This window comes from Paenibacillus sp. URB8-2 (assembly GCF_013393385.1).
Lineage (GTDB): Bacteria > Bacillota > Bacilli > Paenibacillales > Paenibacillaceae > Paenibacillus_AQ.
Genome location: NZ_AP023239.1, coordinates 4814971 through 4827797 on the forward strand (window position 1 = coordinate 4814971; position 12827 = coordinate 4827797).

Genomic DNA, 12827 nt, shown 5'->3' on the forward strand with positions numbered 1-12827 from the left:
TGATTAATGCTGTTTGTTCGAGCAGCATCCGCAAATGCCATACAATTCCATGCGCAATCCATTCACCTTGAAGCCGGTAGCCTTCTCCGCCTCACGCTCAACCTCATGCAGTGAAGGATAACTAAAATCCTCGATTTTGCCGCACTTCTGGCATATGATGTGGTAATGGTCGGTTACATTGGCATCGAAGCGGCTGGAATTGTCGCCGTACGTCAGCTCGCGGACCATTCCCGCTTCCATGAACATCTTGAGATTATTGTACACGGTGGCAACGCTCATGCTTGGAAATTTCAGCTCCAGCGCACGGTAAATCTCATCTGCGGTAGGATGATTCATCGATTCCATCAAGTAGGTTAAAATCGCATGACGCTGTGGCGTAATACGGACACCCGTTGTCTTCAGTTGTTCCAATGCGTGCTGTACGCCGCTTCCCATTCCTGTCACCGCCTTCACATCTGAGTCATGAGTAAATAAACGTTATTGTTTTTATTGTAAGACCGGTTCTTTATTATTGTCAACGTGAACAGTTAATTATATTGATTATTATTTGATAAAAATTAGTTTATTCAATTTTTCCTCACATTTAAGTTGCTGTTTCCCTCAACATCCACCTTGAATTCGCCGGTGCCTATTTTGCCGGAGACCGTTTTTTTGTCGATGACCAGTTCGGTGAAGTCTGTAACGATGTCTCCGTAGCCGCTGGAACCATTTATAGAATAATTCCCCTCCGCCGGCAAAAACAGATTGATATCGCCAACCGCGCTGTAAATATTCCAGTCCGCCTGTACATAAGGTGAACGGATATCGATGATTCCATTAAGAGACTGCGCATTCAATACCGATCTGGCTTCGTTCACTTCGACGTTGCCGTTCTTGGTGGAGACATCGATATCGGCCCCGCTTCGTTCGGCGCTGATATTCCCGACAGCTGTTGAGAGTTTCAATCTCCCTGAAACATCCCAGGTCCGGATATCGCCTCCGCTCGTGGCAAGATCCACATCTCCCTGTATTTCTCTGACTCTGACTTCACCGTTGTGGGTCTTTCCTTTGATATTCCCGAAAACCTTATGCAAAATAATCGGTCCATTGCCGGTTTCAAGATTAATGTCTTGAATCGCCTCCGTATTTTGCAGGGTGATGCCGCCATTCATTGTCGTGATATCCAGATTGAAACGGCGGCTGTCCGGAACGGCGATGTCCAAATCCATACGCGGCTGGCGCTTGCCCGATTCACCGTAGGCCTTGCCCTTGGTCGCAAGCTTTATAGTGGCTCCTTCGGAAACTTCGATAAACGACTGGTCCGATACGGCTACCGCTCTTGCTCCATCCAACTGGTCGACCCATACGGTGGCGGTAACTTCAATATCGTCAATCGGGCTTCGGTGTACGACTATGTCTCCGTTAATCGCATCAACGGCCAGCTTGGCGGACCGCAGCTCCACCGGCACCTTCAGCACGGACTTCTGAAATTTGCTGCCCTTTGCTTCTCCGTAATCGACGGCTGCCGCCGTTAAATTGAGACTGACCTTATTCCATAGATGCAGATAATGCTCCTGCTCAGAGACGATAAATACGCTGGCGCCAAGCAGGATGGCGGGCAAAAGCCCCCGAAGATCGAGACGGAATCCCGGACCGGCTCCGGCTCGCCGGGGACGCCGCGCCAAACCGTAAATCAACAGATATTCCACGCCCCATATGACCGGCACAACTGGCCACCATTTCAGCAGGAGCAGCATATCGTCGGTTCCCCTCAGCCAGTCCCGGAACAGCAGGATGCCGACTCCAACCAGCAGGACAGACGCTGTGAAGCGTCCGATCCGACGTTCTCTCCGTTCTCCTTGCCGGGGCATGAGCTTAATGCCGATTTCCCTTGCTGCAAAAATCACCCCGCCGGCAATCAAGAGAATTCCCACGGCCGCGCCTGCATGATGCTCAATAAAGTACCGAAGCCAGGCCGGTCTTTGCCGGAAGAGAAACAACGTGATACCTCCCAGCAGCAGGAGCAGTCCGAATGAAATACCCGGTTCGCTGATAAAACGCCGGCGCCGAGGCTGAACGGAATCCGTATAGAGTTCCGCAGACACGGGCATTTTCCGGAGACGAACAATCCGGTCCGCCGATTGAAGGGCATCATATACATTGTAGAAATAGACAACGGGAATAAGCAGGGCCAGCAAAATGAGAAGAGGCACATTGATCTGCATGCCGATGGAGGAGAAGTACAGCAGCGCCGCAATGTCCAGGACAATCAAAAACAGAAAGGATACCCCTTTTCGAAGAAGGCCCAAATATAAATGACCGGCCCCGGGTATAACGGCCGACAACAGACCGGCTATGAACTTGCGCTTGGCGGGCTGCCGCTTGGTCCGGGGAGGAATGATTTCTTCGCTGTCGCTTTGTTCCGCAAACTCAGGCTGCGTGCTGCCTCGTTCCGTTACAAATAAATACTCACGCTCTTCCCTCGACAACTCTATACGGGGATCATTTTTCATTCGGACCTTCTCTCCTTTCTCGTGTAATCGCCGAATCAACGTTTGCCGCTCCGATTAAATTCGATTAGTTCGACACCGGGGGCTACTTCCGCGGAAGAAACGGGAACAAAGCCATGCTTGCGGTATAAAGAGACCGCCGGCTTATTCTTTTTACCCGTGGACACGATAAAACGCTCCTTGTCCGGATAAAGTGCGAATACATGCTCCAGCAGCCGCCCGGCAATTCCTTGGCGAAAATGATCCGGACTGACCATCATGCGCGTAATCGTCAGGCTCTCCGGATGCTCTTCTTCCGTGGCTACAGCACCGGACAATTCCCCCTCTTCACTTAGGCAGCCGTAAAAATCCTCGCCGCAGCTTCTTAACGTATCCCGTGTTTCCAGCAGCGGAGGTATAGAATCAAACCCGATCAACTCCGCCTCCAGGCGATAGGCTTTATGCTGAAGGCTCCACAGGCTTCTCAGGGTATCTTCGTCCTGCAGGTCCAGCTTCACTATTTTAGTCATACCGGGTATCTCCTTATATATTGCCGAAGGCCTGCCGCTGCCGACAAGCCTCCAGTATTAATTACCCATTTATTGTATCTTATGTTAACTGTTCAAAACTTCTGCCAGGAGCTTGTTGACAAGTCCCGGATTTGCCTTGCCTTTGCTTTCCTTCATGACTTGTCCGACAAGGAAGCCGATTGCTTTTTGTTTGCCGGCTTTATAGTCCTCCACCGATTGCGGGTTGGCCGCCACGACCGCTTCCACGATCCCTTTGATCGCACCCTCGTCGCTGATCTGCACAAGACCCTTCTCTTCCACAATCTGCGCCGGAAGCTTGCCGGTTTCAAGCATCTCTTTGAACACCGTTTTGGCAATTTTGCTGCTGATGGTGCCCTTATCGATCAATCCGATCATTTCGCCAAGCCCCTGCGGTGTAATCTTCACCTCAGACAGCTCAAGATTGTTTCCGTTCAGAAAAGCAAGCAGATCGCCCATAATCCAGTTGGCGACGGCTTTGGCATCTCCGGTGTAGTTCAGGCTTCCTTCAAAAAAGTCGGCGAGCGGCTTGGAGGCCGTGATTACTCCGGCATCGTAAGCGGGCAGGCCATATTCCTCGCTGTAACGGGCACGCCGCGCATCCGGAAGCTCGGGAATGGAAGAACGAACGGCTTCTCTCCAAGCGTCGTCGATATGCAGAACGATAAGATCCGGATCGGGAAAATACCGGTAGTCATGCGCTTCTTCCTTGCCCCGCATGGAAAGTGTCTTGCCCTGGGCGTCATCCCAGCGCCGGGTCTCCTGCACGACCTCGCCGCCGCCGTCAAGAATTTCCGCCTGGCGGTACTCTTCATACTCCAGACCGCGCAGCACGCCGCGGAAAGAGTTCATGTTCTTCAGTTCGGCGCGGATGCCGAATTCCTCTTGGCCGATGGGCCGCAGGCTGATGTTCGCATCGCAGCGCATGGAGCCTTCTTCCATCTTAACGTCGGAAACGTCGCAGTACTGCATAATGGCGCGAATCTTCTCCAGATAAGCCCGCGCCTCTTCCGGCGAGCGCAGATCGGGTTCGGAGACGATTTCGATCAGCGGAGTTCCCACCCGGTTAAAGTCGACGAGTGAGGCAAAGCCGCCGTCCACATGCGTCAGCTTCCCGGCATCCTCTTCCAGATGCAGCCGGGTAATGCCGATTCGCTTCGTTTCGCCATTCACTTCGATATCAATCCATCCGTTCAGGCCGATCGGCTGATCAAACTGCGAAATCTGATAAGCCTTCGGTGAATCGGGATAAAAGTAGTTTTTGCGGTCAAACTTGCTGACATCGCCAACCGTGCAGTTCAGCGCCATGGCCGCTTTCATTGCATAATCTACCGCCTGGCGGTTCAGCACGGGCAGTACGCCGGGATGGCCCAGGCATACGGGACAGGTGTGCGTATTGGGCGGCGCGCCGAATTCCGTGGAGCAGCCGCAGAAAATTTTGGACTTGGTATGAAGCTCGACGTGAACCTCCAGTCCAATGACTGTTTCATACTTGGATGATGGCATGATTATCTCTTTCCCTCCTTATGGACCGTCTACAGCTGCGGACGCTGCTTATGATGATCGGTATGCTGTTCATAGGCGTGCGCGACGCGCAGCACCGTGCTTTCATCGAATTCTTTGCCTATTATCTGCAGCCCGACAGGCAGTCCTTCGGCAAAACCGCAAGGAATGCTGACTGCGGGGATGCCGGCAAGATTGACCGGAATGGTCAAAATATCGTTCAAGTACATGGTAAGCGGGTCCTCGGTCTGGGAGCCAAGCTTAAATGCCGTCGTAGGCGCGGTCGGACCGATTACCACATCGTATTTCTTAAATACTTCGTCAAAATCCTGCTTGATCAGCGTACGCACTTTCTGTGCCTTCAAATAATAGGCATCGTAGTAGCCCGAGCTGAGCGCATAGGTTCCGAGCATAATCCGGCGCTTCACTTCCGGGCCAAAACCATGGCTGCGCGAGTTGTGATACAGATCGAGCAGACCGCCGCCCTCGTCGACACGAACGCCGTAGCGCACCCCGTCGAAGCGGGCCAGATTGGAGGAAGCCTCCGAGGAAGCGAGCAGATAATAGGTCGCTACCGCATATTCGGTATGCGGGAGGGAAACCTCTTCCCAAACCGCGCCGAGATCTTCCAGCACTTTAAGCGCAGACAGTACCGTCTCGCGGACGGAAGCGTCGACGCCTTCGCCGATGTATTCCTTCGGCACGGCAATGCGCAGGCCTTTGATATCGCCGGTAAGGGCGCTCAAATAGTCGGGAATGTCGACCTTGGCGGACGTGGAATCCTGGGCGTCATAGCCGGCAATCGCCTGCAGCACATAGGCGGAGTCCTCAACGGTCCGCGTCAGCGGTCCGATCTGGTCAAGCGAGGACGCGAACGCCACGAGGCCGTAGCGGGAGACGAGCCCGTAGGTCGGCTTCAGGCCGACAACGCCGCAGTACGAAGCGGGCTGGCGGATCGAGCCGCCGGTGTCGGAGCCGAGGGCAAAGAATACCTCGCCTGCAGCCACCGCCGCAGCTGAGCCGCCGCTGGAACCGCCGGGCACGCGTTCCAAATCCCAGGGATTGCGCACCGCTCCGTAAGCGGAGTTCTCGTTCGAGCCGCCCATGGCGAACTCGTCCATATTCAGCTTGCCGATCGTCACGGCATCCGCCTGGCGAAGCTTGGCGGCAACGGTCGCGTCGTAAATCGGCTGATAATTATCCAGAAAACGGCTCGCACAGGTCGTACGCAGCCCTTTGGTCACAATGTTGTCCTTGATGCCCGCAGGCAGCCCAAACAGCAAACCTCTTGCCGCTCCGGAGGCCAGCTTGTCATCCAGTTGACGGGCCGCCGCGCGGGCGCCTTCTTCATTAAGCGTCAGGAAAGCGTGCACATCGCCATCCACCCGTGCAATTGCCGACAGGGACTCCTCGGTCAGCTCGCTGGCCGAGGTTTGCGAGGCATGCAGCATATTATGTAATTCAGACAACCGATATTGAAACAGGCTCAAAATGTCATCTCCCTACCTATTCAGATTATTCCAAAACCGCCGGCACTTTAAATTGTCCATCCTCTTCTTCCGGCGCGTTCAGCATCGCGTCCTCAACGGAAAGGCTCTCCTTCACGACATCCTCGCGCATGACATTGCTGACATGCAGCACATGTGTCGTCGGCTGGACGCCTTCCGTATCCAGTCCGCCCAATTTCTCCGCATATTGTAAAATGGCGTTCATCTGCTCCGTAAACATAGCCTCTTCTTCCGGGCTTAAATGCAGGCGGGCCAGCCGGGCCACATGCTGCACATCCTTGATGGTAATGCTCATTTTGCGTATCCCTCCTGTTTAAAGGGCTAAAGCGCCCGGATAACGTTACTAATTATATTGTAGAAACGTGGACAATTCAATGCGGTTATGCTCCGCGGGATGCAGGGAATATACACCTGATAAAACCTATGGAAACGGACGAAAACAAGAAAAGCACCGAACGGGTGCTTTTGTAAAAAGCTGCCTGAGTCCCTCTTAAGCCGAGTTCTCCCTTGGCAGCAGTTATTATAATCGGGAAGCTAAGCTTTCCGATATCCAAGAAGAAACGCTGCGCCTTCCTTTAAGGAGAGGCCCCGTTTCCCGTCAAAATATAAGGAAAAAGATAAGCGCGAGGCTTATACTTTCTTATATTTTGAAAAAAACCGGCTTGCGCCGGCTTTTCTTAAATCCAGGCCCGGAGATTCACCTGTTTGATGAATTCCGCCTGGGACATGTTTTCCTTGAGACTAGTCTCTATATCTTCCGCCTGCTCGGCCTCACCGTTCATCAATTGGTAAAACAGCTTCTCGTTGTGCGTGGACAAGGCATAATCGATCAATGCCTCTCGCGTAGTTCTCTCCGCTTCCTCAACCAGCAGATCCGCTTCCGTCTCGACGTCTTCCGCCGTGACGTAGAAGTTCCGGTTCGCCTGAGGGATGCGAATGACATAATCAAACGCATTATCAGGATTGCGGTCGTAAGCGATCACGTATCCGTAATCCCCGATAGGAAGATTCTGCTCGAAAGCGTCCGCGACAATGACAACCTTTTCTCCTAAACGCAGCATCGCCCTACCTCCTGAGCCAATATCTTTCGTGTTGTGCTTTTTCACAGTCTACTAAAAAATGATAGACCTGTCTACAGGAAGAAACGGCGCAAAATTGAAAATATACTCAAAAATATGAAATTGAAAAAAAGTTGTTACATTTTCGGCGAAGGACTAAAATCGCGGCAGTTTATTGCGTCCAAACGATAGCGAGGCGCCCAAAAAGCAAAGAACAATGAGCGCAATTCCCGACAGTACCGGAAAAATCCAAGCGACCGGCGCGGCGGTCTGCTGCGTGAGCGCCTGCGCAGACAGCTGCGGCAGAGCGGCAGGCGACCAGTTCAGCGGCCGGGGCAGCAAAGAGTGCAGCAGCGCCAATCCCGCCGCGGCCGCGAGCGACAGAAAGGCCGCGGCCGGAGCGCGGAGGCAGGCGCTGAACAGGAGCGTAAGCGAGACAGCGCACATCAGCCATAATCCGTACAGGGCCGACGCGGCCAGCACCTCGCTCCAGGAAAGGCTGCCGATTAACCGAATGGTATAATAGCCTGCGAATGCGGCTCCTAGCCCCAAAGACAGAGCGAGTAAAGTCAGCTGCGCCAGCCATTTGGCGGAAGCGGCCGCAAATGGAGTCAGCGGCCTGGCCAGCACCAGCTCCGCGGCTCCTCCCTCCCGCTCGCCGGCAAAGCTGTTCATCGCCGAAAGCGCGAGCACCAGCAGGCCGATTGTGCCGTACTGCCCGATCGACTTGGCCATGACTTCCCCCGCTCCCGGCATCTTGTACAATTCCAGCATCCCCGGGGGCATATCGCCCGACATTCTCAAAATCTCAGGCATATAATAGGCCGATATCGGCTGCATTATGCCGAGGATGATAAATACGACCGGTATCCACAGCAGCTTGTAGCTGCGAACCGCCTCCAGCATTTCTTTCCTGTAAAAAATCAAAGCGTTTCTCATACTCCCACCGCTTCCATGAATACGTCTTCCAGAGACAGGGAACCCGCTTCGAAGCGCATCAGCGGAATTCCGCGATCGGCCGCTTCCCGGAGAATCGCGGACCTTGCAGCCTCCATGTCCCCTACCTTCAGAAATACGGAGCCGTCTCCTTCCATGCGGCTCTCGTGAATATAAGAACGGGTATTCAGTGTTTCAAGCCACAGCAGAGCTTCCTTCCGCTGCTCCACGCGCAGGGTAATGACCGGCCGGTTGTACTTGGCTCGAAGGGAAGACAGCGACCCCTGCTCGGCAATGACTCCATGATTCATCATAATAATGTCGTCACAGACCTCTTCGGCATCATGCAGCACATGCGTTGAAAAAATAACGCTGGTCTCCCTGCCGATTTCACGCAGCAGTTCCATAATCTCGCGGCGGCCGATCGGATCAAGCGCCGATACCGGCTCATCCAGCAGCAGGAGGCGCGGGGCGTGTACAAGCGCCTGCGCAAGCCCCAGGCGCTGCTTCATGCCTCCGGAGTAGCCGCCGATCCGTCGCTTCGCGGCGTCTTTAAGCCCCATCCGCTCAAGCATGGCCTCTGCCCGGCCCGCAGCCTCCTTCCTGCCCATACCGCTAAGTCTTGAAGCGAAGAGGAGATACTCTTCCCCGGTCATCCAGTTATAGAAAGAGGGGGATTGGGGAAGATAACCAATCTGCTTGCGGTAATCCTTCCCAATCGGCTTACCGTTGAATAAAATACTCCCACGGCTTGGGTTTAACAGGCCCGCAAGCATTCGCAGCGTGGTCGTCTTGCCGGCGCCATTGGGGCCAAGCAGGGCGACGCAGCGCCCCTGCTCCATGTTAAAGCTGATTCCGTCCACGGAAGGTTGCCCGTGAAAAACCTTGTGAAGTCCCGAAACTTGAAGCAGCGGCGGCATTATTCTTTCCTCCCAATCGTAAAATAGGCAAGGCTGCCGAGCAGATTGCCGAGCAGAATAATGATTGCCCACATCCACTTCGGTCCGCGCACACTGCGCGCTCTGGCCAGGGAGACCAGTCCGATGACGGCCAGCAATCCCTGCAGCGCAAAGAGCGGCCATAGCAATGACAAATCGATTGTCTTCATACCACATTCCACCCTTAGAATTTATTTCCTGATCCTCTTATCCTCTTCCGCGATTTCCTTCCGTTTCTGACGGTTTTCGGGAAATACAACAAGCAGCAGATAGAGAACCGTCGGTAATGGGAACGTTGTCATTCCCCACAACCCCCAGAACCAGTGCCACCTTCCCCGGGCGCGGGCGTCACGAAACAACAGCGCGCCCTGGGTCATCAGCACCGTCGCGAGTACGGCCCAAGCCCATAAAGGCATACTGGATTGCTCTTTCATCTCCGTTCACCGCGCCCTTTCCGCCCGCGACGCATTGCCGCCGCTATAATTCCTGCGATAGGAACAAGCCCTTGAACCGTCCAATACACCGGCGGCGCCGAAGTGATCGCGAGCAGGGAGAACCCGAGAATAAACAGGGAGACAAGCCCGAACAGCAGCCATTCCCGCAGCGCCCGGCGGCGATGTCTTTCGGATGCGGCAATAAGCTGGGCCTGCAACATGCCTAGCGGAGGCGGTCCGGCTTCATCGTCGTACGCGCGGTCCAGCCGTTCCAAGCCCGCTAAAAGCTCCGGCAGCGCAATTTCCGCCGGCACTGGCCCTTCCGCAGCCTTCAGCCGGCCTTCCTTATCCGGCGCATCCCCCGGCTTGCGGCCGTTATCCGGACCGGTCATGTCGTTAGTCATCCATTTTCATCTCCTCTCGCAGCTGCTTCAGTCCATACGCCGCGCGCGACTTGGCCGTCCCTTCAGGGATTCCCAGAATTTTGCCGATCTCCCCATAGCTGTAGCCGTAGTAATGCTTGAGCAGCAGTGCAATCCGCTGGGGAGAAGAAACGCGGGAAAGAGAGTCCAGCACATCGCTCCACTCTTCGCCTTTAGTCTCGAATTGCCAGCGGATCGACCGCATGCCCTGCTCCCGCCGAATCCACTCTTCTTCACGGCTGCGCCGTCTCAGCCTGTCGATATACAACCGGGTCGCTATCGTAATCATCCAGGATGAGAACGAGGATGAACCGTTGTATGAAGTCATCTTCTCCATGCATCTGACTATCGTATCCTGGGTGACGTCTTCCGCCAGCTGAGGGTCCATTGTTGCTTTCAGCAAATATTTGTACAAAAAAGAATAGTGATTCTGAAACAGCTGCGCCAGCGCAAAACGGTCACCGTGCTGCGCCTGGCGGATCAATCCAAGTTCCTCGTCGCTCATCGGTTCTCCCGCCGTTTATTTTTTTCATATGTAATACGATTGGCATGAAGAAATCGTTCAAAGGCTTCCAAAAAAAATTTACAATTCATCTCTTTGGTGCTCCCACAGCTTGCGTCTCCAGGGCTGCCTCGCTCCCCTTCCCTCCGGGAAACTCCAGAACAAAGGAACGTACCCCGCAGGATGACGCGTTTCGGCCAAGCGCTCCTCGGCGCCGTAATATGCGGCAGCATCCTCCCGGATACTGTATCGGCCTATTGTCTTCGCCTCTTCATCCTGGGCGCCAATCCGTTCGCGGTCCGTTCCTTCCTTCTCTAGGGCAGCTTCGATTCGATCATAGTAATCGCCGTAATCGAGAAGATGGCTTATCTTGCTATTCAACAACAGTCCCTCCGTTCACCCTTTATCCAGGAAGAAACGGCTCGCCGTCCTTTTAAGGACAGGACCATTTCTTGTAATATATGACAAATTAATAAGACGCAAGGCATAAAAAAAGAACGCAAACCGGGATGATTCCACAGTCTGCGTGCTTCGCAAGGTAAATGTTACATTTAATTAACATCATTGTAGCAAGTTTGTAGTCTTTTGTCCAGCCTATTTCTCGTTTTTTGTCGATTGCTGATGCCTTCCGTCAAGATGCATAAGGATTGTTGGCGCACTCAAAGCCGATCCTCGTCCTTGGGCCGTGCCCCGGGTGTACAGTCACATCGTCGTCCATCTTGAACAGCTTGTTCTGGATGGAGTCCAGCAGATCGCGCTCTCTTCCGCCCGGCAAATCCGTCCGTCCGACACTCAGCCGGAACAGCACATCGCCGGAGAACAAGTCGCTTCCGCACAAAAAGCTTACGCTTCCCGGAGAATGGCCCGGGGTGTGGAAGACGCGGAATGTATGGCCGATGAGTTCAAGGGTCTGACCCTCGTCCAGATCGAACTCGGCGGGGTCCGTCGTAATCGGCGGCGATACGTTCGGCCACATAAGCGAGCCGTTCAGCTTGGCGCTTGTCAGCCAGTCGCTCTCCAAGGCATGAAGATAGACCGGGCAGTTCTTCAGCTTGCGGATCTCGTCGACGCCGCCGATATGGTCAAAATGCGCATGCGTCAGCAGAATCGCCTCGATCTCCATGTCCTGAATGGCCCGCACAAGCGGAGCCGGGTTCATGCCGGGGTCGATAATGATGCCTTTGGCGGGGTCCGTTCCCGTCAACAGATAGGCGTTGGTCTGCAAAGGACCGAGATTAAAACTCCGAATGTTCAGCATGGCTTAAAAACCGGAAATCAGTTCGCGCAGTTCCTTGACGATCACGGCCTGATATTCCGTTCCCTCCCCGTAAGCTTGGCCCATCGCCTTGCGGACCTCTGCGATTTTGGCTTCATAGTCCGGAGCCTCGCGGTCCGGATTCTCTCTCTTAAAATCATTCATCAGCGTCTGTACATGCTGGGGGCGAGGACCCCAATGTCCTAGCACATGACCGCCAGTATCCGCGATAATGACGATCGGCACCGCACGTCCGCCCATGGTCAGATAATCGTCCATCACATCCTGATTATCCTCCAGAATGAGCACTTCCGCCCGGATGCCGGCCGTCTCCAAAATCCGGAATACGGCAGGCACATTGCGGACGACGTCGCCGCACCAGTCGGCGGCCAAAATAAGCGAGCGCAGATCGTCGCGGTGGTTGAGGCTTTCAAAAAACTCCCGATCGCTCTCGTTCTGCCAGGAAAAAGCTTCATACCAGGATTCAAACGCCTGCTGGTTCTTCGTCATGCCCTCCACGAATTGACGGGGCGTCAGGCCCTGTCCGAATTTGGAGGCGAGATTTTGCTTCATGCCGCATTACCTCTTTTCTTTTTGGAGTGGATCCACTTAAATAGAAAATAAACCACGATCAGCGCGATGGCTCCGATGATGATTTCATGCGTATACGCGGAGGCTTTTTCATCAATATTCTCCCAATTTTCACCCAGGCTCATGCCGAGATAAACAAATAAAACGCTCCAGGGAATGACGGCCAGCGTCGTCAGCACAATAAACCGCCAGAGCGGCATACGTGAAATCCCCGCCGGGACGGAAATGGCGTGCCGCACGACCGGAATAAACCGAGCCGTAAAAATAACGCCGGTGCCGTACTTCTCAAACCAGGCTTCCGCATGGTCGATATGGTGCTTTTTGATAAAAATGTATTTGCCGTACCGCTCCAGCACCGGCCTGCCGCCGTAGCGTCCGATCCAGTACACGAAAATCTGAGCGATCACCCCGCCTATCGTACCGAAGAGAACGGCCCCGAAGAAATTAATCTCTCCCAAATGAACTAAATAACCGCCGTAGGCCAGGACGATTTCGCTCGGTATGACTTCAATCATAAGTCCGATCATGATACCGATGTATCCCAAACTTTGAATCCATTCAAACAGCTGCGAGACCAGATCTGAAATGACATGCAACTTTCGTTCCTCCTCCCGTTTTTACTGAATGCCGTCAGTGCCCTATGTACAACCCCGGACCCTTGCTT

Annotated in this window: 17 protein-coding genes; all 17 read right to left on the reverse strand. The window is 54.0% G+C overall.

What is annotated here, in order from left to right; translation table 11 throughout:
• Positions 1–3 precede the first annotated feature (3 nt).
• The 17 genes from perR to PUR_RS22325 all read right to left on the reverse strand — a co-directional run bounded on the left by perR (position 4) and on the right by PUR_RS22325 (position 12759).
• Positions 4–435 (reverse strand): peroxide-responsive transcriptional repressor PerR, encoded by a 432-nt coding sequence (gene perR, locus PUR_RS22245; RefSeq protein WP_179037132.1) that lies wholly within the window; start codon positions 433–435, stop codon positions 4–6.
• A gap of 131 nt (positions 436–566) precedes the next feature.
• On the reverse strand, positions 567–2492 hold the full coding sequence (locus PUR_RS22250) for a DUF4097 family beta strand repeat-containing protein (protein WP_232101604.1): 1926 nt from the start codon (positions 2490–2492) through the stop codon (positions 567–569).
• A 35-nt stretch (positions 2493–2527) separates the two neighbouring features.
• Positions 2528–2998 carry a GNAT family N-acetyltransferase gene (locus tag PUR_RS22255; protein WP_179037133.1) on the reverse strand — a complete coding sequence of 157 codons (471 nt, stop codon included), beginning with the start codon at positions 2996–2998 and terminating at the stop codon, positions 2528–2530.
• An 84-nt stretch (positions 2999–3082) separates the two neighbouring features.
• Positions 3083–4522 (reverse strand): Asp-tRNA(Asn)/Glu-tRNA(Gln) amidotransferase subunit GatB, encoded by a 1440-nt coding sequence (gatB, locus tag PUR_RS22260; protein WP_179037134.1) that lies wholly within the window; start codon positions 4520–4522, stop codon positions 3083–3085.
• A 29-nt stretch (positions 4523–4551) separates the two neighbouring features.
• Positions 4552–6009, reverse strand: a complete 1458-nt coding sequence (gene gatA / locus PUR_RS22265; protein ID WP_179037135.1) for an Asp-tRNA(Asn)/Glu-tRNA(Gln) amidotransferase subunit GatA — start codon at positions 6007–6009, stop codon at positions 4552–4554.
• A 25-nt stretch (positions 6010–6034) separates the two neighbouring features.
• Positions 6035–6322 (reverse strand): Asp-tRNA(Asn)/Glu-tRNA(Gln) amidotransferase subunit GatC, encoded by a 288-nt coding sequence (gene gatC / locus PUR_RS22270; protein WP_124697010.1) that lies wholly within the window; start codon positions 6320–6322, stop codon positions 6035–6037.
• Between the two features lie 382 nt (positions 6323–6704).
• On the reverse strand, positions 6705–7088 hold the full coding sequence (locus PUR_RS22275) for an ATPase (protein ID WP_124697011.1): 384 nt from the start codon (positions 7086–7088) through the stop codon (positions 6705–6707).
• A gap of 153 nt (positions 7089–7241) precedes the next feature.
• Entirely contained in the window at positions 7242–8024 is a 783-nt protein-coding gene (locus PUR_RS22280) for an ABC transporter permease subunit (RefSeq protein WP_179037136.1), read from the reverse strand.
• A complete protein-coding gene (locus PUR_RS22285) occupies positions 8021–8941 on the reverse strand; it encodes an ABC transporter ATP-binding protein (protein WP_179037137.1) in 921 nt (306 codons plus the stop codon). The genes PUR_RS22280 and PUR_RS22285 overlap by 4 nt, the downstream gene beginning before the upstream one ends.
• A complete protein-coding gene (locus tag PUR_RS22290) occupies positions 8941–9129 on the reverse strand; it encodes a PLD nuclease N-terminal domain-containing protein (RefSeq protein ID WP_179037138.1) in 189 nt (62 codons plus the stop codon). Before PUR_RS22290 ends, PUR_RS22285 begins: the two co-directional genes overlap by 1 nt.
• A gap of 21 nt (positions 9130–9150) precedes the next feature.
• The gene (locus PUR_RS22295) at positions 9151–9393 is read right to left on the reverse strand and encodes a hypothetical protein (RefSeq protein WP_179037139.1); all 243 of its coding nucleotides are present in this window, start codon (positions 9391–9393) and stop codon (positions 9151–9153) included.
• The gene (locus tag PUR_RS22300) at positions 9390–9797 is read right to left on the reverse strand and encodes a YxlC family protein (protein ID WP_179037140.1); all 408 of its coding nucleotides are present in this window, start codon (positions 9795–9797) and stop codon (positions 9390–9392) included. Before PUR_RS22300 ends, PUR_RS22295 begins: the two co-directional genes overlap by 4 nt.
• Positions 9790–10320 (reverse strand): RNA polymerase sigma factor SigY, encoded by a 531-nt coding sequence (sigY, locus tag PUR_RS22305; protein WP_179037141.1) that lies wholly within the window; start codon positions 10318–10320, stop codon positions 9790–9792. Before sigY ends, PUR_RS22300 begins: the two co-directional genes overlap by 8 nt.
• A 78-nt stretch (positions 10321–10398) precedes the next feature.
• A complete protein-coding gene (locus PUR_RS22310) occupies positions 10399–10698 on the reverse strand; it encodes a hypothetical protein (RefSeq protein ID WP_179037142.1) in 300 nt (99 codons plus the stop codon).
• A gap of 250 nt (positions 10699–10948) precedes the next feature.
• Positions 10949–11575, reverse strand: coding sequence for an MBL fold metallo-hydrolase (locus tag PUR_RS22315; protein WP_179037143.1), 627 nt, complete (start codon positions 11573–11575; stop codon positions 10949–10951).
• A 3-nt stretch (positions 11576–11578) separates the two neighbouring features.
• Complete coding sequence (locus tag PUR_RS22320; RefSeq protein WP_179037144.1) at positions 11579–12145, reverse strand: thioredoxin family protein; 567 nt, start codon at positions 12143–12145, stop codon at positions 11579–11581.
• A complete protein-coding gene (locus PUR_RS22325) occupies positions 12142–12759 on the reverse strand; it encodes an undecaprenyl phosphate transporter UptA (RefSeq protein ID WP_179037145.1) in 618 nt (205 codons plus the stop codon). Before PUR_RS22325 ends, PUR_RS22320 begins: the two co-directional genes overlap by 4 nt.
• Between the last annotated feature and the right edge of the window lie 68 nt (positions 12760–12827).